General features: G+C 71.9%; 19 protein-coding genes. 9 read left to right on the forward strand and 10 right to left on the reverse strand.

Features of this window, described 5'->3' with window-relative positions:
* Nucleotides 1-135 precede the first annotated feature (135 nt).
* From RM704_RS00815 to RM704_RS00825, 3 genes are all read right to left on the reverse strand, one after another.
* On the reverse strand, nucleotides 136-1275 hold the full coding sequence (locus RM704_RS00815) for a LacI family DNA-binding transcriptional regulator (protein WP_052146163.1): 1140 nt from the start codon (nucleotides 1273-1275) through the stop codon (nucleotides 136-138).
* Nucleotides 1276-1463: 188 nt separating this feature from the next.
* Nucleotides 1464-3131: an amidohydrolase gene (locus RM704_RS00820; RefSeq protein ID WP_033528716.1), complete on the reverse strand. Its 1668-nt coding sequence runs from the start codon at nucleotides 3129-3131 to the stop codon at nucleotides 1464-1466.
* A 141-nt stretch (nucleotides 3132-3272) separates the two neighbouring features.
* Entirely contained in the window at nucleotides 3273-4751 is a 1479-nt protein-coding gene (locus tag RM704_RS00825; protein ID WP_033528717.1) for an APC family permease, read from the reverse strand.
* Between the two features lie 145 nt (nucleotides 4752-4896).
* Between RM704_RS00825 and RM704_RS00830 the strand changes: the two genes are divergently transcribed.
* From RM704_RS00830 to RM704_RS00845, 4 genes are all read left to right on the forward strand, one after another.
* Nucleotides 4897-5589: a TetR/AcrR family transcriptional regulator gene (locus RM704_RS00830; RefSeq protein WP_033528718.1), complete on the forward strand. Its 693-nt coding sequence runs from the start codon at nucleotides 4897-4899 to the stop codon at nucleotides 5587-5589.
* Between the two features lie 129 nt (nucleotides 5590-5718).
* Nucleotides 5719-6384, forward strand: a complete 666-nt coding sequence (locus RM704_RS00835; RefSeq protein ID WP_033528719.1) for an ArsR/SmtB family transcription factor — start codon at nucleotides 5719-5721, stop codon at nucleotides 6382-6384.
* 74 nt (nucleotides 6385-6458) lie between these two features.
* Entirely contained in the window at nucleotides 6459-7718 is a 1260-nt protein-coding gene (locus tag RM704_RS00840; RefSeq protein ID WP_107072340.1) for an MFS transporter, read from the forward strand.
* A 629-nt stretch (nucleotides 7719-8347) separates the two neighbouring features.
* Nucleotides 8348-8488 carry an SMI1/KNR4 family protein gene (locus RM704_RS00845; RefSeq protein ID WP_157856724.1) on the forward strand — a complete coding sequence of 47 codons (141 nt, stop codon included), beginning with the start codon at nucleotides 8348-8350 and terminating at the stop codon, nucleotides 8486-8488.
* Between the two features lie 162 nt (nucleotides 8489-8650).
* On the opposite strand, the gene RM704_RS00850 is transcribed toward RM704_RS00845, so the two are convergent.
* From RM704_RS00850 to RM704_RS00860, 3 genes are all read right to left on the reverse strand, one after another.
* On the reverse strand, nucleotides 8651-9625 hold the full coding sequence (locus tag RM704_RS00850; protein WP_052146164.1) for a GNAT family N-acetyltransferase: 975 nt from the start codon (nucleotides 9623-9625) through the stop codon (nucleotides 8651-8653).
* Between the two features lie 238 nt (nucleotides 9626-9863).
* Nucleotides 9864-10004: a hypothetical protein gene (locus RM704_RS00855; RefSeq protein WP_311588715.1), complete on the reverse strand. Its 141-nt coding sequence runs from the start codon at nucleotides 10002-10004 to the stop codon at nucleotides 9864-9866.
* The gene (locus tag RM704_RS00860; protein WP_311588716.1) at nucleotides 10004-10921 is read right to left on the reverse strand and encodes a LacI family DNA-binding transcriptional regulator; all 918 of its coding nucleotides are present in this window, start codon (nucleotides 10919-10921) and stop codon (nucleotides 10004-10006) included. The genes RM704_RS00855 and RM704_RS00860 overlap by 1 nt, the downstream gene beginning before the upstream one ends.
* Nucleotides 10922-11168: 247 nt before the next feature.
* Here RM704_RS00860 and RM704_RS00865 point away from each other — a divergent pair, with 247 nt between their 5' ends.
* The gene (locus tag RM704_RS00865) at nucleotides 11169-14531 is read left to right on the forward strand and encodes an alpha-L-rhamnosidase-related protein (protein WP_078937222.1); all 3363 of its coding nucleotides are present in this window, start codon (nucleotides 11169-11171) and stop codon (nucleotides 14529-14531) included.
* Between the two features lie 189 nt (nucleotides 14532-14720).
* Nucleotides 14721-15728, forward strand: a complete 1008-nt coding sequence (locus RM704_RS00870) for an alpha/beta hydrolase (RefSeq protein WP_052146165.1) — start codon at nucleotides 14721-14723, stop codon at nucleotides 15726-15728.
* Nucleotides 15729-15767: 39 nt separating this feature from the next.
* Here RM704_RS00870 and RM704_RS00875 read toward each other — a convergent pair whose 3' ends face one another.
* The 4 genes from RM704_RS00875 to RM704_RS00885 form a co-directional block, all read right to left on the reverse strand.
* Nucleotides 15768-16622: a PfkB family carbohydrate kinase gene (locus RM704_RS00875; RefSeq protein WP_052146166.1), complete on the reverse strand. Its 855-nt coding sequence runs from the start codon at nucleotides 16620-16622 to the stop codon at nucleotides 15768-15770.
* Nucleotides 16571-17359 carry a WD40 repeat domain-containing protein gene (locus tag RM704_RS00880; protein ID WP_311588721.1) on the reverse strand — a complete coding sequence of 263 codons (789 nt, stop codon included), beginning with the start codon at nucleotides 17357-17359 and terminating at the stop codon, nucleotides 16571-16573. The genes RM704_RS00875 and RM704_RS00880 overlap by 52 nt, the downstream gene beginning before the upstream one ends.
* Before the next feature lie 94 nt (nucleotides 17360-17453).
* A complete protein-coding gene (locus RM704_RS45140; protein WP_369015698.1) occupies nucleotides 17454-17564 on the reverse strand; it encodes an nSTAND1 domain-containing NTPase in 111 nt (36 codons plus the stop codon).
* Between the two features lie 72 nt (nucleotides 17565-17636).
* Entirely contained in the window at nucleotides 17637-17921 is a 285-nt protein-coding gene (locus RM704_RS00885; protein WP_192829709.1) for a hypothetical protein, read from the reverse strand.
* Between the two features lie 540 nt (nucleotides 17922-18461).
* Here RM704_RS00885 and RM704_RS00890 point away from each other — a divergent pair.
* From RM704_RS00890 to RM704_RS00900, 3 genes are all read left to right on the forward strand, one after another.
* Complete coding sequence (locus RM704_RS00890) at nucleotides 18462-20852, forward strand: SpoIIE family protein phosphatase (protein ID WP_033528722.1); 2391 nt, start codon at nucleotides 18462-18464, stop codon at nucleotides 20850-20852.
* 135 nt (nucleotides 20853-20987) lie between these two features.
* Complete coding sequence (locus tag RM704_RS00895; protein ID WP_033528723.1) at nucleotides 20988-22073, forward strand: S-(hydroxymethyl)mycothiol dehydrogenase; 1086 nt, start codon at nucleotides 20988-20990, stop codon at nucleotides 22071-22073.
* 310 nt (nucleotides 22074-22383) lie between these two features.
* Nucleotides 22384-24705, forward strand: coding sequence for an FdhF/YdeP family oxidoreductase (locus tag RM704_RS00900; RefSeq protein ID WP_033528724.1), 2322 nt, complete (start codon nucleotides 22384-22386; stop codon nucleotides 24703-24705).
* The last annotated feature ends 16 nt before the right edge of the window (nucleotides 24706-24721 follow it).

Genomic DNA, 24721 nt, shown 5'->3' on the forward strand with positions numbered 1-24721 from the left:
CGTGGGTGACAGGGGCGGCCCTACGGCGGGTGCGTGAGGGGCGCGCGGGAGCGGCGGGGGCGTGACGGGTACGGCGGCTCGTTCTCGGGGTCACGCGCCGGCCGTGACGGTGATGTCCGGGCGGGCGAGGGGTCCTCAGTGCTGTGGGGCGGCGCCTCCTTCCGGACGGGCGGCGGGGGTGCCCGCTTGGCGGCGTGAGGAGGTGCGCCGACCGCGGGCCCGGGCCGTCCGGCTCGGTGGTGGCGCGGTCGAGGCGCGGACGACGAGGTCGATGGGCGGGTCGCTCGGCGGCAGCGGGTCCGCGTCGGGGTTCTCGATGGCGTGCACGAGCCGCTTGAGCCCTTCCTGCGCCACGGCGTCGAACGGCTGTCGCACCGTGGTCAGGGGAGGAGTCACATAGGCGGCGACCGGGATGTCGTCGAATCCGACGACGCTGACGTCCTCGGGCACCCGGCGTCCGGCGTCCGCCAGCGCGCGGACCAGACCGATCGCCATGTCGTCGTTGGCGGAGAAGACGGCGGTGACGTCCCCGTCCTCGGCCAGCGCGCGTCCGGCCGTGTAGCCGGACGCGGCCGACCAGTCACCCGTGACGACCTCGGGCACGTCCTTCCCGTGTGCCGTGAGGGTCGCCCGCCATCCCTCCAGACGGTCCCGGGCGGCGTACCACCGCTGCGGGCCCGCGAGATGGTGGACCGTCGTGTGGCCCAGCGCGAGCAGGTGCTCGGTGGCGGTACGCGCCATCAGGTCGGCGCCGTCACCCGCGTTCAGCACCGCGGGCGCGGTGACGAACGGCGGGGCGCCGATGACCAGCACCGGCACGCCGACACGCGGAGCCATGTCCCCGTTCTCGCCCGCCTCGTCGATCGGCTCGGAGATGACGATGCCGTCCACGCCCTGGTCGAGCAGTGAGTCCACGGCACCGGCGATCCCGGCCGGGTCGCCTTCCATGGTGTTGACCACGCGGAGCGCGTAACCCGTGTCCCGGACGACCCGCTCGACGCCCATGAGCAGCGAGGCCGGGCCGTACAGGGCCGTTCCCAGTGTCACCACCCCGATGGAGCGGGTCCGCCCGGAGGCCAGTGCCCGGGCGGCGTTGTTGCGCCGGTAACCGAGCCGTTCCGCGGCCTCCGTGACACGTCGGCGCACATCGGCGGAGACGTACGGTTCGTCGTTGAAGACCCTCGACACGGTCTTCTGCGAGACCCCGGCCAGCCGTGCCACATCGGTGCTGCTCGGCGCTGCGGGGCTCCCGCCCCGCCCTGTACCTCGCGTCATGATGCCTCCCGGTGACCGCACGAACCGACCCCATGATGTCAGACATCGCCCTTCTGACTGCGCTGTCATGTCTGCGTAGTCATGTCTACGCAGTCACACGACTGCCGTCAAGGGGTCGGGCATGGATCCGTGCGGCCGGACCTACGCCCCGGAAGCCGTGGGGCGCGGGTCCTCGGGTGCCGGGGCCGTCACGCGTCGGGTGCCGCGTGGACGCGTGCTCCGTCCACGAAGGTCTGCAGGACCCGGGCGGCCGCGATCTCGTCGGCCGGGCGCGTGAACGGGTCGCGGTCGAGGACGACCAGATCGGCCGCCTTGCCCACGGTGATGCTGCCGGTGAGGGCGTCGAGGTGGTTGGCGTAGGCGCTGCCCGCCGTGTACGCGGCGAGGGCCGTGCCGAGGTCGAGGCGCTGTCCGGGCAGGAACTCCGGGGTGCCCTCGGGGGCGTCCGGTGAGACGCGGTTGACGGCGACGTGCACGGCCTGGAGCGGGTCGGGGCTGCTGACCGGCCAGTCGCTGCCCGCCGCGAGCGTGACCCCGGCGCGCAGCAGATCGCCGAACGGGTACTGCCGGGCGCCGCGTTCCGGACCGAGGAACGGCAGGGTGAGCTCGTCCATCTGGGGTTCGTGGGCGGCCCACAGCATCTGGAGGTTGGCGGTGGCGCCGAGCGCCCGGAACCGTCGTACGTCGTCGGGGTGCACGACCTGGAGGTGCGCCAGATGGTGACGGGTGTCGCGATGACCGTTGGCGGCGCGGGCGGCCTCCACGGCGTCGAGCGCCTCGCGCACCGCGCGGTCGCCGAGGGCGTGGAAGTGCACCTGGAAACCGAGCGCGTCGAGTTCGGTGACGTACTTCTTCAGCTCGCCCGGTTCGACGAAGCTGATGCCGCTGCCGTCCGAGGCGCACCCGCAGCCGGTGAGATAGGGGTCGAGCATCGCGGCCGTGTGGTTCTCGGCTATGCCGTCCTGCATGATCTTCACCGTGCCGGCGCGGAACCGGTCCCCGCTCAACTCCGCGCGCCGCGCGAGGAGTTCGGGAATCTGCTCGGCGCCGCGCTCCCGGTCCCACCACAGGGCGCCGACGACGCGTGCGGTGAGGAGCCCCCGGTCCAGGGCCGCGCGGTACGTGGGCGCGGGGTCGGTCATGTTGGCGTACGTGCCGACGATGGCGTCCTGCCAGGCGGTGACCCCGTGGGAGTGCAGTACGGCCTGGGCGCGCAGCAGGGCGGCCAGCTGTTCCTCGGGGGTCGGGTCGGGCACCAGCCGGCCGACGAGATGGACGGCGCCCTCCTGGAGCATCCCGGTCGGACGGCCGTCGGCGGCGCGTTCGATACGGCCGTCGGCGGGATCGGGGGTGCGGGCGTCGATCCCGGCCAGCTCCAGGGCCCGGGTGTTGACCCAGGCGCCGTGGTGGTCGCGGTTGGGCAGGAAGACGGGCCGGTCGGGGACGATCGCGTCGAGCGCGGCGGTGGTGGGGGCGCCGCCGGGGAAGGCCTCCAGCGACCAGCCGCCGCCGGTGATCCACTCGATGTGCGGGTGCTCGTCGGCGTACGCCCGGATCCGCCGCAGGTACTCGGCGGGGTCGACGGTGTCGGCGAGGTGGCACAGGCCCAGTTCCAGGCCCGCGCCCTGCGGATGGACGTGGGCGTCCTGGAAGCCGGGCAGCAGCAGCTTCCCGGTGAGGTCGACGACCTCGGTGCCGGGCCCGATGAGGGCGTGCACCTCGTCGTGGCCGACGGCCGTGATCCGTCCGTCGTGCACGGCCACGGAGGTGGCGCGGCTGCGCGCGGGATCGACGGTGTGGACGGGCCCGCCGGTGAGGACGAGGTCGGCGGGGCCCGTGACCTGGGACTGGGGCATGCGGAAGAACTCCCTGGGCGATTGAGGGGGGCGCGGGCGGGTCGGACGGGCACGCGGATCGGACGGGCACGCGGGTCGGACGGGTGTGCGGGTCGGAGGGGCCGTCGGTCCGGGTGTGCGGGTCGGACGGGCGCGGTCGGGTCAGGCGGGCGTGCGGTCCATGGGCAGGCTGATGGCCTCGGCGTCGGTGCCGCGTCCCGTGGCGAAGTACGGCGACCGGCGAACGTACTTGGCGACGGCCGCCATCCCGAGACCCACCAGGACGATGACGGCGGGCAGGGAGAACATGAACCACCCGTTGTCCGGGCTCAGTTCGAAGTGGTCGCTCATCGTCAGGTAGGAGTATCCGAGGTAGCCGCCGAGGCCGAGCAGGATCAGTCCGGACACGGCGGGCACACCCACGGCGAACACCGCCGCGCGCACTCCCTCGTGCCGGGCGGAACGGAAGCGGACGGCGCACGCGAGCGCGGTGAGGCCGTAGTACAGGGCGACGAGCAGGCCGATGGCGTTGACGGCGGCCAGCAGCATGTCGCTCAGCCGGGGCAGGGCGACGGCCAGCAGGGCGATCGAGGCCGCGACGGCCAGTACGACGACCGTGCCGGCGGCGGGGGTGCCGTAGCGCGGGTGGACCCGGGTCCACAGCGGGCCCATCGTGCGGTCCCGGCCCATCGCGAGCAGCCCGCGTGCCGTCGGGATCAGCGTGGACTGCACCGAGGCCGCGGCGGAGAACATCAGGGCGACCAGGGGCAGCGTGGCCCAGGGCTCGGCGGCCAGCTTCTGTCCGAGGTACGGCAGGGCCTGCGGACCGTTCTGGATCAGCTCGGCGAGGCTCATCTCCCGCTGGAAGGCGACGGAGGCGAAGAGGAACAGGCCCAGCATCGCGAACAGCGCGATCAGGCCGCCCCGGGCGGCGTCACCCGGCTTCCGGGTCTCCTCCGTGACGCTGAAGGCCGCGTCCCAGCCCCAGAAGAAGAACACCGCGAGGACCATGCCCTGGGCGAAGGTGGTGCCGTCGGCGATCTCGAAGGGGTTGAACCAGGACAGGGAGAAGGACTGTTCGCCGGTGACGAGGGCCCAGCCGCAGAAACCGATGAGCACGGCGTACTCGAAGACCAGCAGCGCGAACTGGAAGCGGGTGGTGGCACGGGTGCCGGTGACGGCGAGGGCGGTGAGGCCGAGCAGGAGCACCAGCCCGACGGCCGTGCTGACGCCGGTGGACGTCGGATCCAGCGCGATGCCCGCCAGGCTGTTCAGTCCGGCCTTGTTGGCGAAGATCAGGACGACCGACCCCATGACGGCGCTGGTGTAGGCGCAGAAGACGACCGAGCCGGCGATGGTGACCCAGCCGGTCAGGAAGCCGGGCCACGGCCCGAGGGTCCTGCCGACCCAGGTGTAGCCGTTGCCGCAGTTCGGCTCCGAGCGGTTGAGCCGCGCATAGGCGGTGGCGATGCCGAGCACGGGCAGGAAGGCGAGGAGCAGGAGGGCCGGCCCCTGGAGGCCGACGATGGTCGCGATCGTGCCCATGCCGATGGCGATGCTGGTGGTGGCGGCCGTGCTGGAGGCGGCGATGGCGACGCCGTCGACCACGCCGAGGGAGCGGCGCAGTGGGGTGGATGACATGGAGGCTCCTCGTGGGGAGGGTGACGAGGGTAGAGCCGCGCGGGACTGTGATGGAACACCCGGCGTTCGTCTTGCGTCAATGCTGTTGACATAAGGGCACCCGCCCCCCTTCACTGCCGGTACGCCTCCCGACAGGAGTCCCTCGATGTCCAGCCGTGTCCCGCAGGAACGCAGCCGCCGCCGCCCCACCCGCTCGGGCGTCGTGCTGTCGGAGGAGCTGATCGTGGAGACCGCGCTGCGGCTGATCGGTGAGCACGGCCCGGAGGCCCTCAGCGTGCGCCGGCTCGGCACCGCCCTGGGCTGCGACCCCAGCGCCCTCTACCGCTACTTCCACGGCACGGACGACCTGGTGCTCGCCATCGCGGACCGCATCATCGGGGACGCGATGGCGGGCTTCGTCCCCGGGGACGACTGGGTGGCCGCCCTGCGCGACATGGCACTGCGGGTCCGCGCCGGGTATCTCGCCCACCCGCGCGCGGCCGCCTTCGCCTCGTACCGGGTCACCCGGCGCCCGAACGAGATCCGCGCCGTGGACACCGGCATCGGCCTGCTGCTCGCGGCCGGCTTCGCACCTGCCGACGCCACCCGCATGTACCTCACGTTCATCGACACCGTGCTCAGCCACGCGGCCATGGAGGCGGCGCTCCTGGCGCTCCCGCGCGGGCAGCGCGAGGCGGATGAGAGGGCGTGGAGCGAGGTCTACCAGGGGCTGGACCCGACGTCGTACCCGGCCCTGACCGCCGTACGCCACAGCCTGCGCAGCATGGGCGCCAGTTCGTTCGAGGACGCGGTCGACCTGCTGCTGGAGGCGTTGGCGGCTCGGGCGCCGGGCAGGTGAAAGCGGTTCGTTCGCCGCGGACGACGCCTCCGCCGGTACTGGCTGGGTTCTTCCGCAAAGGGTTCTTCGCAAAGAAGTCTTTGCGAAGAACCCTTTGCGAAGGACTCTTTGCGGTTTAATCTCTGGGGTGTGACCGACGTGACGAAGAGGCCTGACGGCCCGAGCGCTGAAGAGAAGTCCGTTGTTCTGGACGCCAAGGGGCTGCGCGCCATGGCGCATCCGGTGCGCGTGCAGCTGATCGGGCTGCTGCGGAAGTACGGCCCATCGACAGCCACCCGACTCGCCGAGCGGCTGGGGGTGAACTCCGGGACGGCCAGCTATCACCTGCGCCAGCTGGGTGCGGCTGGTTTTGTCGAGGAGGACACCGAGCGCGGCAACGCGCGAGAGCGCTGGTGGCGTTCGGTACATCAGATGACCGAGCTCAACGACCGAGAGCTGGTCGATCGAGAGCCCGAGGCCACCATGGCCTTTCTGCAGTCCGTCGCCACCGTTTACACCCTGCGTGCTCAGCAGACGCTGAACGAGTTGCAGACGATGCCCCGCGCGTGGCGGGACACCTTCGACATGAGTGACTGGGCCTTGCGGCTCACGCCCGAAGAGGCCGTCGGCTTGCGGCAGGAACTGAGGGACGTCATCGCCCGGTACCGGAAGGACACGCCCGAGGCGGCGGCGAGTGCCCCGGAGGGGGCCCAGCGGGTCGGCGTCATCGCACACCTCCTACCGGAGCTGGACGCGCCCACCGCGTCGAAGGTGCACTCCGGTCCGGAGGCCGTGGCGGGAACGGAGACGTCGTGACGGGTGACGCCTTAGCCGTTGACGACGCGTCCGGAAGGCGGTCCTTACGGCCTCTGGGTGGGGTGTTGGCGGCGATGGCCGTGTCGCTGACCGGTACCCGGGTCTCGGCGCTCGCACTGCCTTGGTTCGTACTGGTCACGACCGACAGTGCCACCCGGACGGGACTGGTCGCCTTCTTCGAGATGGCTCCCTACGTGGTGGTCAAGGCGCTCACCGGACCACTGGTGGACCGGGTCGGCCCACGGACCGTCTCCTGGACCACGGACCTCACCAGCGCGACCGCTGTCGCCGCCGTCCCGCTCTTCCACGCCCTGCACCTGTTGTCCTTCCCGCTGCTGCTGTTCCTGGTCGCGGTGATCGGTGGCGCCCGCGGACCCGGAGACCTGGCCAAGGAGGTCATGGTCCCGGCAGCGGCTGAGCGTGCCGGGGTGAGGCTGGAGCGGGCCACCGGTCTGTCCGGCGTGACCGAGCGGCTCGCCTCCACCGTTGGACCGGCCGCCGGTGGCTCCATGGTGGCGCTCCTGGGTCCCTTGCCGGTGCTTGTCGTCAACGCAGGCTGCTTCGCTCTCGGATCGGTGATCATCGCACTGGCGCTGCCCCGCCGAGTGGGAGAGTCGGCCGCGGGTGCCTCGTCGCAGGCGGGGGAGACGGGGGCGGGCTACTGGAAACGCTTCGGCGAAGGGATCGCCTTCCTGCGTGCCGAGCCGCTGCTGCTCACCGTCATCGTCATGGTGGGCATCACCAACCTGCTCGATGCCGCGTTCATGACGGTTCTCATGCCTGTCTGGGCCAAGGAGTCCGGCAACGGGCCGACGGCGATCGGTCTCACCGGCGGCGCGATGGGGGCCGCGGCGGTTGCAGGGAGCCTGATAGCGGCGATGGCCGCACACCGGCTGCGCCGTCGGCTCGTGTTCTTCGCCGGGTTCCTGTTGGCCGGTGCCCCGAGATTCCTGATCCTCGCCTCCGACGCTCCGCTGGCAGCGGTATTGGCCGTCTTCGCGGTCAGTGGATTCGGTGCGGGCTTCCTCAACCCGGTCATCGGGGCCGTCCTCATCGAGCGGGTCCCACGCCGGATGCTGGGCCGGGTCAGCGCGCTCGGCGACTCGCTTGCCTGGGCAGGTATCCCTCTCGGCGGTCTCATCGCAGGGGCGGTCGTGTCCTGCGCCGGACTCGTGCCGGTGCTGCTGGTCTGCGGGGCCGCGTACTTCCTCACCACGAACCTGGTGGGGCTGCGGCCGGAGTGGCGAGAGATGGACCGCAGGACAGGGAAGAGCGCCGCGACGCGGCACCCCGAGGAAAGCACCCCGCGGCCCAACAGCAAGGCCACGACGTGACATTCACACAGCTTCACCAGCGAGTTCTGACGACGGTGGTCGGGCACGGTCGTCGGACTGCGGTGACGGATCCTGCTGACGCTCCACCCGCCCCGGCGGTTGTCGGGGCGGGCCGCTGTCGTCCCGACGTGCATGCAGCTTGGGAGAAGTCCTGCTCCCCGATGACCGCCTGGCAGTAGTGGCAGGAGGCTCCCTGGGGGCGGCTGCGCTACACGATCGCCGAGGCGGACCTGCTCCGTCACCTCGACGGCCTGGCAGCGGAGCGCTGCGAGTACTCGATTCACCTGCGTCGCGGCCGACGCGACGGATCTGCCCCGCGATCTCGCCGAGGGCCAGTTCGACGTGGTGCTCTGTCACAATCGGCACTCGGCACCCTTGAACATCGCTGTCAGGGAGATGGATCCCGAGGCCGCGCTCGCCGCCCTCCATACCGAACAAGCCAGGACGCAGACGTTCGATTCAGCGCTGACACTCCACACGGCCGACGACATGACACAAGCACGAGCCGGCCTTCTACGCAGCCCTCGAACGCCTTGAACTCGCCACAACCGACCGCCCGCCCTACACGTACACCGCCCAGCTCTTCCGACTCACCGCGTGGAAGCCGAGTGGTCACTCAGCCGCAGCGAATGACTGATCATCTGAGGGCGAACCCTGACCAGATCGTGCAGGTCGAGCATCACTTCGGAGTCCGGTTTCCCGAGAACTACCGGGACTTCCTCGCCTACGACTCCCACCACGACACCCCACCCCTGGTGACCGCGACGTAGAATTCCCCCGCACCGGACGGAACTGGGACGACCTCCAAGCCCGGCTCGCCTGACCGGCGAGCCGCTGCCTTCGTGATCAAACTATGGATGTTCCGACGACGGCCTCGACGGGCAGCGGGCAACTGCATCGGGTCTCCCCGAGGCCGAGCACGGCGAATCGGATCAGCGCCAGTCGTCGATCACATAGGCGTCCGGGTGGCTGTAGCCGGGTTCGTTGGGCTTGTGCATGGTCACGCCTTGCAGCCAGGTGCGGAAACCGTGGTCGACCATGCACCGGTAGGCATCCTGGCGGGCCAGGTTCGTTCCGGCGTCCAGTTGCCCCAGTCCCCTCTCGGCGGCCAGTTGCTCGCACGCGTCCAGCAGCCGTTCGAACCGGTCCGCGGCGTCCGGGCCGGGGCGTACGGCGCCGAATTTGACGAAGCACACGTCCTCCCCGGCCTCGGACCCCGCTCCGCAGTGGCAGACAGCCAGACCGTCGAGGTCGGAGCCGGCGCCCTCGACGAGGATGGTGTCGCCGAGCCCCTGCGCCTGTGTGGCCATGATCTCGCGTTCCAAGCTCAGACCCTCGTACACGGCATCCGTCAGTGCGCGACTGAGGCTCAGTGCGTCGGACCGCTCGGCGGCGGTCAGCTCGCTGTACAACACACGGCCGGTGACTGCAGGGCTGGCGGTGACCTGTTTCTTCATGATGGCTGTGAGGAAGCGGGGCCAGAAGCCGTACCGGCGGTAGAGCTCCAGGTGCTTGGGGCTGTGCGAGAAGGTGAACAGTCCGAGGTGGCGGTTGCCCCAGGTGTCGAAGCAGGCCATGACCGGTTCCATGAGACGCCTGCCGATGCCCTGGTCCCACAGATCCGGACGGACGGTCAGCGGGCCGAAGAACCCGACGCTGCCCCAGTCGGTGGCGAAGTTCGATCCGGCGACCTCGCCCTCGACGGTCGCCGCGAAGGCCGCGTGCGGATCTGCCGCCCAGCGGGTGCGGACGTAGTCGGCGGTCCCGAAGAACGTCTCCGGCTCCGGGGCCCCGAGGAAGGTACCGAAGGCGCTCCTGAAGATCTCGTCGGCCCGGTCCAGGTCCGGTTCGGCCAGTGGGCGGACCGACACCGAGGCGGCGACACCCGTTCGCTTCGCTGCGGGCATGATCGCTCTCCTTTCCGCCCCCGTTCCATCGCACCACGGACGTGCGCAACGGGCGAAGCGACAGCTTCGGCCGTGCCTCAAGGAGGCGGGTTCGGACCGGAACGCGGACCGCTGCGCCGCGAGGCAGGAGGGCGCCCGCCACCGCAACCGCAACCGCCGGCCCCGCGGTCGGCCCAGGCCCCCTGCGCGCCCGATGTCGTCCGGCTGACGGTGTGGAACGTTCCACGTTCTGCGAGGCTTATCGCAGGGTCGGCAGCCGGCGCCGGGGCGCGGCCGTGCTGCCCCGCGTCACCAGGTGGGGGATCGACGCCGTGACCACGGCGCGGTCGCGCCGTCCGTCGACGCGTTCCAGCAGCAGCCGGGCCGCGGTCTCGCCCATCAGGGCGCCCGCCTGGTCGTGCTGGTGAGGCTCACCGGGGCCAGCGCCGCGACCGACGTGTTGTTGTATCCCGCCAGGGACAGGTCCTCGGGGATGCGCAGACCCAGCTCCGCGGCGGCCCGGAAGACGCCGGTCGCGGCCACGTCCGCGCCGGCGAATATCGCGGTGGGCGGGCGCGCCGAGGTGAGCAGTTCCCTCGCGCCCCGGTAACCACCCTCGTCGGAGTAGCCGGAGTGCTCGATCCGGGCCAGGTCGGCCAGTCCGTGCCGGTCCATCGCCGCGCGGTAGGCGGCCCGGACGTGGTGCTCGGGCCGCTGCTCCCACTGGGTGCCGCGCACCGTCGGATGCGACAGGTGGGCGATGTCCCGGTGCCCGAGGCCGACGAGGTGGTCGATGACCAGGTCGACACCGGTGCCGTCCTGGTTGACCACGCAGTCGTAGGCCGGGGAGGGGTCGTGGTGGCCGATCACCACCGTCGGCACCTCCGCCGCGAGGCGCACCACCTCCGTGCGCCGCACGGCGGGCGCGATCAGGATCAGGCCGTCCATCTGCCGGTCCACCATGGCGTGGATCAGCCTGGTCTGGTCCGCCATCTCGGACGAGCCGCTGGAGCCGAGGAAGAGCGCGTACTCGGTGTCCCGCAGCGCCGCGTTCATACCGTCCAGGAGGTCGGCGTAGAAGGCGTTGCGGATGCTCGCGAGGAGAACGCCGAGCGTGTAGGTACGCCCCCGCATGCCCCGCGCGGCGGCGTGCGGGCGGTAGCCCAGGTCGGCCATCGCCGTCCGTACCCGCTCACGCATCGCCGGGCTGACCCCGTAGGCGTTGTTGAGCACCTTCGACACGGCCGATGTGGACACCCCGGCGCTGCGCGCGACATCGGCGATCGTGACTCGCTTCGAGCCGCCGGTTGATTGCACTGGGGATCCACCTCCGTCGTCACGCACCGCTCAGCCTCGTCGGCGATTCGGAACGTTACTCGCCGACTCCTTGACGACTCGGCCTCCCCCGCCTCAATCTTTGGGCGTTCCCCGTGTGGCACGTTTTACGAATGAGCCGCATGCGGTCTGTGATTGAATCGATTCAATCCATCCCGACACGACCCGACACGACCCGCCGTGACCCGCCGTGACCAGCCACTGAGTCACTCGCCGTAGGAGAGCCGCCATGCCCGACATCACACGCCGGTCCACCCTGCGCTCGGCCATAGCCGTGGCCCTCGCGCCCACCCTGGGATCCCTTGTGCTGCCCGGGCTCGCCTCCGCCGCGTCCGCGGCCGTCTCCTGGGCCGCGAAGTGGATCTGGGCCCCGACCAGCGCCACCAACCAGTGGGTGGCCTTCCGCAGATCGTTCACCCTCGCCGCGGCGCCCTCGAAGGCGGTCACGCAGATCGCGGCGGACTCGAAGTACTGGCTGTGGGTGAACGGCACCCTGGTGGTCTTCGAGGGCGGGCTCAAGCGCGGCCCCAACCGCACGGACACCTACTACGACGAGATCGACCTCGCCCCGTACCTGAAGAGTGGCAGCAACACGGTGGCGCTGCTGGTGTGGTACTTCGGCAAGCAGGGCTTCTCGCACAACAGCAGCGGCAAGGGCGGGCTGCTGTTCCAGTCGGACATCGAGGTCGGCGCGAACACCACCCGGCTGGTCAGCGACACCGGCTGGAAGCACCGAGTCCACCCCGGCTACTCGAACAACACCAGCGGTACGCAGGTCAACTTCCGGTTGCCCGAGTCCAATGTGCACTACGACGCCCGTGCCGCCGCCGTCATGTCCGGCTGGCGGTCGCCCGGGTTCGACGACAGCGCCTGGACCGCGCCGACCGACTTCGGCGCCGCGGGCGCCGCGCCCTGGAACGGCCTCGTCGAGCGCCCGATCCCGCAGTTCCGCTACTCCGGTCTGAGGACGTACACCAACGCCTCGTCGCTGCCGACCGCGGGGCGCGGATCCACCGCGATCTCGGCCACCCTGCCGTCGAACATCCAGGTGACCCCGTTTTTGAAGGTGGACGCACCGGCCGGAGCCGTGATCGGCATCCAGACCGACCACTACGACGACGGCGCGGGACTGGTGGGCATCGAGCCGGGGACGCAGTACAACATGCGCGCCACCTACATCTGCGCCGGCGGGGTGCAGGAGTTCGAATCGCTGGCGTGGATGAGCGGTACGGCCGTGCGGTACACGATCCCCGCCGACGTGACGATCCTGGAGCTGAAGTACCGGGAGTCGGGCTACGACACCGACTTCGCCGGGTCGTTCAGCAGCAGCGACCCCTTCCTGGACACGTTGTGGACCAAGGCCGCGCGCACGATGTACGTCAACATGCGCGACAACTACATGGACTGTCCCACCCGTGAGCGTGCCCAGTGGTGGGGGGACGTGGTCAACCAGCTCAAGGAGGGCTTCTACACCTTCGACACCAAGTCCCACGCACTCGGCAAGAAGGCCATCGCCCAGCTCGCCGCCTGGCAGAAGTCCGGCGGCGCCCTGTACTCCCCGGTGCCCTCGACGATCTGGACCGCCGAACTGCCCGTCCAGATGCTCGCCTCGGTGTGGTCCTTCTGGACGTACTACCTCTACACGGGCAACGCCGACGCCGTCACCGTCGCCTACCCGGCGGTGAAGAAGTACCTTGACCTGTGGACCCTGGACGGCGACGGCCTGGTCAACCACCGGGCGGGGGACTGGGACTGGGAGGACTGGGGCAACGACATCGACGCCCGTGTCCTCGACAACTGCTGGTACTACCTCGCCCTCGACACCGCCGCCAAGCTCGCCGACCTCAGCGGCAACACCGGCGACGTGGCGGGCTGGAAGTCGCGGCGCGACAGCATCAAGGCCAACTTCGACCGCGTCCTGTGGAACTCCTCCCGGGGCGAGTACCGCTCACCGGGCTACACCCGTGACACCGACGACCGCGCCAACGGCCTCGCCGTCGTCGCCGGCCTGGTTCCCGCCTCGCGCCACAAGGCCGTCACCGAGGTGCTGCGCACGCACCTCAACGCCAGCCCGTACATGGAGTTCTACGTCCTCGAAGCGCTCTACCTCATGGGCGCGGCCACGGTCGCCGAGGAACGGATGCGCAACCGCTTCGCCGCCCAGGTCACCGACCCCGTCTGCCCCACCCTGTGGGAGCTGTGGGACAAGGCCGCCGGCACGGACAACCACGCCTGGAACGGCGGCCCCCTGTACGCCCTGTCCGCCTACGCCGCGGGCGTCCGCCCGACCGCGCCCGGCTGGAGCAGGTACGAGGTGGTCCCGCAGACCGGCACCCTGACGAAGATCAACACCGTTGTGCCCACGGGCAAGGGCGACATCCGCTTCGGGATCACCCGCGACGGCACCAAGGCGACCCTGACCCTCACCTCGCCGGGCGGCACGACCGCCCGGGTGGGCGTGCCCACCTACGGCGGCGCGCAGCCCGTGGTCAAGGCGGGCGACACCACGGTCTTCAGCGGCGGTGCCGCAACCGGCGGCGCCAGCGGGCTGACCTACGACGGCAAGGACGCCTCGTACGTCTACTTCCTGCTCCAGCCGGGCGCGTGGACGTTCACGGTCACCGGAGCGGGCCGGCTCGACAACCTCGCGCTCGCCCGCCCGGTCACCAGCAACAACAGCCTGGAGAACGCCGAGTGGGGCAGGAACCGGCTCACCGACGGCAAGCTCACCAGCGTCAGCGGGGCGCGGGGCTACACCAGCAACGACTTCTCCTCCGCCGACGTCGGCGCCAACCCCGTCTGGGTCGAGGTCGACCTCGGCGCCGACATCGACCTCGACGCCGTCCGCCTCTTCCCCCGCACCGACACCCCGGCCGCGGGAGGCGGAACGGCCGGATTCCCGGTCGACTTCACGATCCAGACCCGCCCCGACGGTGGCGGCGCCTACACCACCGTCCGCACCGTCACCGGGCAGGCCAACCCCGACGGCCGCGTGCAGACGTACGGCTTCAGGACCACGACCGCCCGGTACGTGCGGCTCCACGCCACCCGGCTCGGCGCCCCCGCCACGGACGAGTCCGCCAAGTACCGCCTCCAGCTCGCCGAACTCACCGTCCCCACCGCCGCGACCACGGTCACCGGCAACTGCACACTGGAGAACGGTGACTGGGGCAAGACCCGCCTCCTGGACGGCACCCTCACCAGCGCGGCCGGTGCCAAGGGCTTCACCAGCATCGACTTCGCCTCCGCCGACGTCAGCGACACACCCGTGTGGATCGAACTCGACCTCGGCGCCGACCGGGCCGTCGGCACGGTCACCCTCCACCCGCGCACGGACACCAGTGGTACGGGCGGCGGCACGGTGGGCTTCCCGGTCGACTTCACGATCCAGACCCGCCTCGACGGCGCCACCTCCTACACCACCGCCCGCACCGTCACCGGCGAACCCAACCCCAACGGAGCCGCCCAGACCTACACCCTCACCTCCGCCACCGGCCGCTACCTGCGGTTGAGGGTCACCAGGCTCGGCCGCCCCGCCACCGACGAGTCCGCCAAGTACCGCCTGCAACTCGCCGAGATCCGCGTCGGCTGACCCACCCGCCCCCTTGCGAGGACCCGGCCGGTCGGCCGACACGCGCGCCGCGCCGGGTCCGGTGCAAGGGCCCGGTCGTTCACCCGCCCGCGACGGCACGGGTGCGGACACCGGTGGGATGCGAGACCCTGGCCTCGGCCGACGGCCCGCACGCACCCGCCGACGACGAGGCCGCGGAGGAGAACGACCATGACCGGACCGATCCACGAGTCCCCGCCAGGGGTACGCCGGATCACCCTGGACGCGGCGGGGCTGCCGCTCTCCGCGCTGCTCAGCGAGCCGCCCGGCGGCTCCCCGCGCGCCGTCGTGGTCGCGGTGCACGGCGGCGGCATGAACGCGGGCTACTTCGACTGCCGGGCCCACCCCGAGCAGTCGCTGCTGACGCTCGGGGCGAGCCTCGGCCACACCGTCCTGGCCGTGGACCGGCCGGGCTACCGGCATTCCGCCGCCCTGCTGCCCGAGGGGCAGGGGCTGGCGGAGCAGGCCGTGTCGCTGCGCGCGGCGCTGCGCGACTTCGTCTCCCGCCACGACACGGGCGCGGGGCTGTTCCTGCTCGCCCACTCCTACGGCGGCAAGGTGGCCCTCACCGCAGCCGCCGACCTGCCGCAAGCCGCCGACCTGCCGCAAGCCGCTGACCCCGGCCCGCCGCACCTGCTCGGTATCGACATCTCGGGCTGCGGCCATCTGTATGCCGTCGAGCCGCACGAACTGCCCACCGCCCCCGGCGGCGGCCGACTGCGCAGGAGCTGGGGGCCACTGCGGCTCTATCCCTCGGGCACCTTCCGGGAGAGCGGCTCGATCGTCGAGCCCGTGCCCGCCCTGGAACGGGCCGAGCTGGCTCGCTGGCCGCTGCTCTTCCGCTCGACCGCGCCCCGCGTCCGCGTCCCGGTACGGCTCACCTTCGCCGAGCACGAGGCCTGGTGGCGCCACGACGACGAGGCCCTGGCCGACCTGGTCGCGCACTTCACGGCCGCCCCGCAGGTGAGCGTCGAACGTCAACCGGCTGCCGGACACAACATCAGCCTTGGACGGGCCGCCCGCGCCTACCACCTGCGCGCGCTCGCGTTCCTCGAAGACTGCCTGGTGGCCCGCGAGACGACCCCCGCCCCCCGCGCCGTCATCAGCCCCCTGCCGTCCGCCGTGGCCTCCCCCGACGGAACGGAGGTCGACGACGTTCAGCTGTGCGCTGAGCGGTGAGCACGGCATGCCGCTCCTGAGGGAGGCGGACCGGTGGGCTCACCCGCCCCGCATCCACGCCCGCGTCCCGAACGACGCGCACGCCCGCGAGGCCACCGCCGCCGCTGCGCGCAGGGCCCCGACGAAGCCGTCCGACGTCAGCCCGTCCTGCCCCGCGAGCCCATGGGCGAGCGCCCCGTGCAGGACGTCACCCGCGCCCAGCGTGTCCGCGACCTCCACGACGGGCACGTCCACCGTGCCGCCGCCGTCGGGACCCGCCCACACGAGGGGCCGCCCGCCCCGGCTGACCGCCGACCAGACGACCCCGTGGTCCCGCAGGAACCGCAGGGCGTCGGTCGGCCCGCTCCCCGGTGTGTCCCTGCCGGGCGGACGGAAGTCCTCCGAGACGACGGCCACGTCGATCGACGGCAACAGCCTCTCCGTACCGGCCTTCCAGCTGCCGCCGTCGAGCACGGTCCGACGACCGGCCGCCCGCGCTCTTGTGGCGGCGGCCACGGCCAGCTCCATGTGGTGGCCGTCGAACTCCACGACGTCCGAGGCCGCCACCCACGCGTCGAGGTCGTCCGGCGGGTCGAGCCGGTGGCCCGTCGCGTTGGTGGAGGCGACGGCCCGGTCGCCGCTCGACGCGGTCACCAGCACGGACGACACGGCCGGCGGCTCGACCGAGTCGGCCGCCAGGTCCACCACGGTCACGCCCAGCCGGTCCAGATCCGCCGCGACAGCGGCCCCCAACGGATGGCGGCCGATCGCGGTGAGCAGCGTGGCCGTACCGCCCAGATGGGCGAACGCCACCGCCGCGTTCGCCGCTGGGCCGCCCGAGGCCACGAGCTGCTCACGAGCCGTCAGCTTCTCGTTCGGCCCCGGCACCCGGTCGACGAGCTGCACGACGTCCATCGTGCACAACCCGACGAACAACCCCCGCGGACGCCTCCGCGCACCCGCCGCCCCGCCCCCTGACTCCACCAAGGTGACCCCCTCGCGTTCGGCGGGCTCAGTCCCCGCAGGGCGGACGGTACGCCCACTGGGGAAGTACTGCCGCCATCCGGTCCGGGTGAGGGTCGGGGAGGCCGTGACGCAGATGCGGACGGCGACGCTGTCGACGCCGGGGTCCCACAGGAGGGCGGCCCCGTCCTCGCCCGCCGGCCCATGGTGACCGGCGCGGCCGGCCGGTGCGCGTCGGGCACCTGGTGCAGCCGGACGGTCCGCTCGGTGTCGCCGGTGGCCCGGACACGGCCGTCGGCGCTGAACGCCACCGCCGTGACGGCGCCCGGCGGGCCGGTCAGCCAAGTGGCGTACGGAGTGGCGAAGGTGCTGAGCACGCTGCCGCGCGCCTCGGGGGTGGATGCCAGGCGGTACGCCGCCAGGCCGAGTTGGGCGGCCGGGGCGGGGTCGACCGCGCGCAGTGCCGCGGCCCGGTCGGTGGCCCGTTGCGAACCCACGGTGTCGCGCTGCTGGTCGGCCGTCCGCCGCGCCCGTACGGCGAGGGCCACGGTCGTGGTGGCCAGCACGAGCAGCATGCCCGGCGCGCCCACGCCCAGGGGTCGTGACCGGGTCCGGCGTAGCACCCCCGCCCGCTCCGCCGCCTGTGCGGCCAGATCGGCGTCGAGGAACTCCCGCTCCGACGCGGCCATCGCCGTACGGTCGAGCCCGTCGGCAGGGCGAGGCTGGTGCCGCGGTACAACGCCCCCGGCTCCCGCCCCAACGCCTCCCAGGCCTCGGGCCGCCTCAGTGAGTCGACGCGCGGTCCGGGTGCGGTCCGGGTGGCCTCACGGCCTCGCTCAGCCAGCCGCGCAGCCTCGGCCAGCAGCGAATCAGCGCCTCGTGGGCCAGCTCCACCCGTCCTGGCAGAGCGTGAAGGACTCCTCGAACTGCTCGACGACCAGCACGAGTTCACGGTGGCTGTCGCCGTCAAGTCAGGCCCGCCGACGCCCCCAGCCGTACCGTACCGCGCTCCGCCAACGGCCGTGCCCCCGGCGTCAGGACCACCACCGTCGTCCCCGCGGCCTCCCTCAGTCGTGGCACGGGCAGGCGGAGTCCCGTTCCCGAAAGAGCGCAGCCCCGTGCACGGGGAGCCGGGCCGACCTCGGCCTCCGGCCCCGGACCCACCTCGCCCAGCAGCTCGGCCGCCTCCTGCCAGCGCTTGCGCCACTCCTCGGCGTCCCCGGCGCAGGCGCGTACGTGGGCCGACGTCACCGCCGGCGGGGCAGCCGCTGTCCGGACGCGGCGGAGGAGAGGGGCGAGATGGAGTAGTGCGTCTGGTCCGTCAGTCTCCGGTACGGCGGATTTCCGGCTTGCGCCGCAACTGCCTCGATCCTGCGGCGAGTTCGCCTGACGGACCGTCCCCGCCGTCCAGCCGTCGCTCCCCGCGCGGCATCGCCGCGCCTTGCCGATGGTCCCGGCAGCTCCCCGTGGCCCCCGTTTCCTCCGTGCCGCGGGTCGCACTGCCGCTCCGCAATTTCAGGAGTGGCGCAAAGCCGCCACATCTGTGCGCCTGGCTCGACCGCCCGGCCCGGCGGAGGCACCTGCGCGGGCAGGGCCGCCGCGGCGTCCGGGCGAGGTGTGAAACCGGGCGCCCGTGAGGCGGGTGACGTGGCAGGGTAGGGGCTCGGGTGTTCCGGGTGGTCGCGCGCCAGGTCTGGCGCGCCCGGCGCACAATGAAGCTTGGAAGCAGTGCCCCGCAGTCGATCTGTGAGCCCATGGACCACGGCTCCGGTCGTACGGAGAGAAGGAACGATGGGCGAGCACGGTGTCGCCACGGCCGCGGTCGACGCCAGGGGACTGGTGATCGCGTGGAGTGACGGCGCGCGACGGGTGCTCGGTTACGAGCACGGCGAGGTGCTCGGCCTCCCCGCGGCCGACCTGCTGGCCCGGTCCCTCCCCGCCTCGGGGCGGAGCCGTCTGACCGAACCGGCCGACTGGCGCGGCCCCGTGCACGCTCGGCATCGGGACGGTCACGACGTGGAGCTGGAGCTGGAGGCGCATCCCCTGCTGGACTCCGCGGGCCAAACGCAGTGGTTCCTGACGGCCACGGTGCCGGAGCCCGCCGCCCGGCTGCGCCGGTGGGCCCTGGACCAGCTCCCCGTGCCGATCGCGCTCTTCGACCAGGACGGGCTCGCGGTGTCCGCGAATTCCGCCATGGAGACGGTGATGGGCAGGTCGCAGCAGGAGCTCCTCGGCCGGCGGGTGGGGGTGTCCGTCGACGGACAGCGTCGGCTGCCGGGCTTCGAGAAGCTCGACGACGCGGTGCGACGGGTGCTGCGAACGGGTGAACCGATGCCGTTCGAGGCCTGGCTGCGCGCGCCGGGCGAGGCGCACGAACACGCGTGGCTGGTCTCCCTCAGCCCGCTGAAGGACGCCTCCGGCGACGTACGGGGCATGTGCCTGGCGGCGATCGACAGCACGGAGCAGTTCCTGGCCCGCCGACGCCTGAGCATGCTCAACGAGTCCAGCAACCGGATCGGCTCCACCCTGGACGTGACCCGCACCGCCGAGGAACTCGCCGAGGTGTGCACGGACCATCTCGCCGACTTCGTCATCGTCGACCTGCTGGACTCGGTGCTCGCCGGCGAGGAGGCCGCCCCCTCGCCCGACGCCGGCCCCCTGCTCTTCCGCCGCACCGCCCACCGGTCCGTACTGGAGGGCTGCCCCGAGGCCGTCGTCCCGGTCGGCAGCAGACACAGCTACGACGAGGGCTCGCCGTCGGGCCGCGCGCTGGCCACCGGCCGTGCCCTGCTCTACGAGGTCGACGACGTCACCGGGCTGCGGTGGGCGGGGGGCTCACCGGAGCGGGCCCGCAGCATCGAGACCCACGGCATCCACTCGATCATGGCCGTGCCCCTGCGCGCCCGCGGCCTCACCCTCGGCCTCTCGATCCTCTCCCGCCACCGCACGGCCGAGCCCTTCGGCGAGGACGACCTGCTGCTGGCCGAGGAACTCGCCGCCCGCGCCGCCGTCTGCGTCGACAACGCCCGCCGCTACACCCGCGAACGCGCCATCGCCCTGGAACTGCAACGCAGTCTCCTGCCCCACCGCGCACCCCGGCAGGCGGCCGTCGAGGTCGCCTCCCGCTATCAGCCGGCCAGCACCCGCGCCGGCATCGGCGGCGACTGGTTCGACGTCATCCCGCTGTCCGGAGCCCGAGTGGGACTGGTCGTGGGCGATGTCGTCGGCCACGGCGTCCAGGCGTCCGCCACCATGGGCCGGCTCCGGACGGCCGTACGCACCCTGGCCGACGTCGACCTGGCTCCGGACGAGCTGCTCACCCAGCTCGACGACATCGTGCTGCGGCTGGACTCCGAGCGGACGGCGGACGAGGCCGAGGACGCGGAGAGCCCGGGCGAGATCGGGGCCACCTGTCTGTACGCCGTCTACGATCCCGTCGCGCGCCGCTGTTCCATGGCCCGGGCCGGCCACCCGCCGCCGGCCCTGATCGCCCCGGACGGTGAGGCGGCCTTCCTCGACCTGCCGATCGGGCCCCCGCTGGGCGTGGGCGGTCTGCCCTTCGAGACCGCGGAGTTCGACGTCCCCGAGGGCAGCGTGTTCGCCCTCTACACCGACGGCCTCGTCCAGGGAGCCGGACGCGACCTGGACGACGGACTCGCCCGACTGCGCCAGGCTCTGCGCGGTACGGCCCGTCCGCTGGAGGAGACCTGCGACGGAGTCCTGGCGAGCCTGCTGACGGACCGCCCCGTGGACGACGTGGCCCTGCTGCTGGCCCGGACCCGGGCACTGGACGCCGACCGGGTCGCCGTCTGGGACGTCCCGGCCGATCCCGCGTTCGTGGGGCAGGCCCGTAAACTGGCCTGCGACCAGCTCGCCGCCTGGCAGCTGGAGGAGCTCTCCTTCGTCACCGAACTCGTCGTCAGCGAGCTGGTCACGAACGCCATCCGCTACGGCGGATCCCCGATCGAGCTGCGGCTGATCCGTGAGGCGACCCTCATCTGCGAGGTCTCCGACTCCAGCGCCACCGCTCCGCACATGCGCCGGGCCCGTGCCTTCGACGAGGGCGGCCGCGGCCTCCTCCTCGTCGCGCAGCTGACCCAGCGCTGGGGCAGCCGCCACACCCGCACGGGCAAGACCATCTGGGCCGAGCAGGCCCTCCCCGACGAGGAGCGGACGGAGTAGCGCCGGAGCGGCGCCGGCGACCGTGCGACTTCTTGACCGCCGGTCGGCACTCCACGATGCTGTGTTGCGGTACGCGCTATGCGTACCGCGATGAGAAACATCAGACTCAGGTCTCGTACCAGCCGAGGAGTGGCCATGGCTCACCAGGTCCGTGCTGTCGTCGCGCGGGGCAAGGGCGCCCCCGTCAGCCTGGAAACGATCGTCGTGCCGGACCCCGGCCCGGGCGAGGCGCTGGTGAAGGTCGAGGCCTGCGGGGTGTGCCACACCGATCTGCACTACCGGGAGGGCGGGATCAACGACGACTTCCCCTTCCTGCTCGGCCATGAGGCCGCGGGTGTGGTGGAGGCGGTGGGGGAGGGGGTCACGGATGTCGCCCCCGGCGACTTCGTCATCCTCAACTGGCGTGCGGTGTGCGGTAGTTGCCGGGCATGTCGACGTGGTCGCCCCTGGTACTGCTTCGCCACCCACAACGCGAAGCAGAAGATGACCCTGCTCGACGGCACCGAGCTGGCTCCCGCCCTCGGCATCGGTGCCTTCGCGGAGAAGACCCTCGTCGCCGCCGGGCAGTGCACCAAGGTCGACCGGGCCGCGTCGCCGGCGGTCGCGGGGCTGCTCGGCTGCGGGGTGATGGCGGGCATCGGCGCGGCGATCAACACGGGGAACGTCGGCAGGGGTGACACGGTCGCCGTCATCGGCTGCGGCGGAGTCGGGGCCGCGGCGGTGGTCGGAGCCGAGCTGGCGGGTGCCGCGAAGATCATCGCGGTGGACATCGACGACCTCAAGCTGGAGACCGCCAGGAACCTGGGCGCGACCCACTCCGTCAACTCCCGCGAGACCGACCCCGTCGAGGCGATCCGCGAGCTGACCGGCGGTTTCGGTGCCGATGTCGTCATCGAGGCGGTCGGTCGCCCCGAGACCTACAAGCAGGCCTTCTACGCCCGCGACCTGGCCGGCACGGTGGTCCTCGTCGGTGTCCCGACCCCGGAGATGAAGCTCGAACTGCCCCTCCTCGACGTCTTCGGCCGCGGCGGCGCCCTGAAGTCCTCCTGGTACGGCGACTGCCTGCCCGACCGCGACTTCCCCATGCTGATCGACCTCTATCTGCAGAACCGCCTGGACCTGGACACCTTCGTCACGGAGACCATCGCACTCGACGACGTGGAGAAGGCCTTCGAGCGGATGCACGGCGGCGACGTCCTGCGCTCGGTGGTGGTCCTCTGACGCCAGGGAGGAGCGCGGCCGCGTCGGCGTCGGAGTAGCCCGCGGAGCGTGACGGACGAGCCGTGGCCGGGGGCATCCCCCCGGCCACGGCTCGTCGCCGTGTTCCGGGAACGGTGCGTCCCGGGTCGATCGGGTGGTGCGCCGGTCTTGACAGGGGATCACGCATCACGCTTTCTTGGACTCGTTGCGTATCGCGGCACTGTTGTGCAGTTCGCAACCATGATGTTCGGCGGCGGCCCGCATGCCGGGCCGAGAGGCCCGGCGGCACGGAACGGCTCTGCTTCCCCTATCTCCCGGAGTGGCGCTTCAGATGACTCGCAACGCACCTGTCGAGGACCCCGGCGACGCCCGGCTGCGGGTCGGCCCCCCGAAGGAGTACGCCGCCGGCATCCCCGCCGTCACCTCCTCCCTCCGCCACGCCGGCGAGCAGATGGGCGCCCGCCGAGGCCTGCTCACCCTGCTGCGGGTCAACCAGAAGGAGGGCTTCGACTGTCCCGGTTGCGCGTGGCCCGAGCCGGAGCACCGCCACCGGGCGGAGTTCTGCGAGAACGGGGCCAAGGCCGTGGCCGAGGAGGCCACCGTCCGCCGGGTCACCCCGGACTTCTTCGCCGAGCACACGCTGGAGGACCTGCTTCCCCGCAGTGACCACTGGCTGGGACAGCAGGGCCGTCTGACCCACCCCATGTACCGGGCGACCGGCGACGACCGCTACCGGCCGATCTCCTGGGACGACGCGTTCGCCGTGATCGCCCGTGAACTCGCCGCGCTCGACCGGCCCGACCAGGCCGCGTTCTACACCTCCGGCCGGGCGAGCAACGAGGCCGCGTTCGTCTACCAGCTCTTCGTCCGGATGTTCGGCACCAACAACCTGCCGGACTGCTCCAACATGTGCCACGAGTCCAGCGGCTCGGCCCTGACGGAGACCATAGGCATCGGCAAGGGCAGCGTCACCCTGGAGGATCTCCATGGCGCCGACCTCATCCTCGTGGTCGGCCAGAACCCCGGCACCAACCACCCTCGGATGCTCTCCACGCTGGAGAACGCCAAGCGCCGCGGCGCCCGCGTCATCGCGGTCAACCCCCTGCCCGAGGCGGGGCTGCTGCGGTTCAAGAACCCCCAGAAGCCGTCCGGCGTCCTCGGCGGCGGCACCCGTCTGGCCGACCGGTTCCTGCAGATCAGACTGGGTGGGGACCAGGCGCTGTTCCAGGCCTTCAACCGCATGCTGCTGGAGGCGGAGGACGAGGCCCCCGGCACCTGTCTGGACACGTCCTTCATCGACCGCCACACGCACGGCTTCGAGGAGTTCGCCGAGCACGCCCGCAAGGTGTCGTGGGACGAGATCCTGACGGCGACCGGCCTGCCCGAGGAGGAGATCCGGGCGGCGTTCGGTGAGGTGCTGGCCGCCGAGAAGATCGTCGTCTGCTGGGCGATGGGCCTCACCCAGCACCGTCACTCGGTCCCCACGATCCGGGACGTGGTCAACTTCCTCCTGCTGCGCGGCAACATCGGCCGCCCGGGCGCCGGCCTCTGCCCGGTGCGCGGCCACTCGAACGTGCAGGGCGACCGCACCATGGGCATCCACGAGAAGCCGGACGACGCGTTCCTGGACGCGCTCGGCGCCGAGTTCGCGTTCACGCCCCCGAGGCACCACGGCCACGACGCCGTCGAGAGCATCCGCGCGATGCGCGACGGCGACGTACGCGTCTTCGTGGCGCTCGGCGGCAACTTCGTCGCCGCCGCCCCCGACACCGACCTCACCGAGCGAGCCCTGCGAAACTGCCGCCTCACCGTGCAGATCTCCACCAAGCTCAACCGCTCGCACGTCGTCGCCGGCGAACAGGCGCTCATCCTCCCGTGTCTCGGCCGCACCGAGGCCGACCTGCGGCCCGGCGGGCCCCAACAGGTCACGGTCGAGGACTCCATGGGCATGGTGCACCTCTCCCGAGGGCGACTCGCCCCCGCCTCCGAGCACCTGCTGAGCGAGGTCGCGATCGTCTGCCGGATGGCGCGGGCCGCGCTCGGGGAAGCGGCCTCGCACGTGCCCTGGGAGGACTTCGAGTCGGACTACGACAGCGTTCGCGACCGCATCGCACGCGTGATCCCCGGCTTCCAGGACTTCAACCACCGGGTGCGCCGGCCGGGCGGCTTCGCCCTGCCCCACCCGCCGCGCGACGAACGCCGGTTCACCACCGCCACGGGTCGGGCCAACTTCACCGCCAACCCGCTGGAGAGGCCCCACGTGCCACCGGGCCGACTGCTGCTCCAGACGCTCCGCTCCCACGACCAGTACAACACCACCGTCTACGGCCTGGACGACCGCTACCGCGGCATCCACCAGGGCCGCCGGGTCCTCTTCGTGAACCCCGACGACCTCGCGGACCGCGGCCTGGCCGACGGGGACCTCGTGGACATCGTCAGCGAGTACGACGACGGCGTGGAACGCAGGGCACCGGCCTTCCGTGTGGTGCCCTACCCGACCCCGCGCGACTGCTGCGCCGCCTACTTCCCCGAGACCAACGTGCTGGTCCCGCTGGACTCCACCGCGGCCATCAGCAACACGCCCACGTCGAAGTCGATCGTCGTCCGCCTGGAACCGGTCCCCGTCCCGGTACTTCTTCGGCGCGACTCTTGACAGCCTCTCCAGGCCA

Origin of the sequence: Streptomyces gottesmaniae, assembly GCF_031845845.1 — a bacterium.
In the GTDB taxonomy this organism is placed as follows: domain Bacteria; phylum Actinomycetota; class Actinomycetes; order Streptomycetales; family Streptomycetaceae; genus Streptomyces; species Streptomyces akebiae.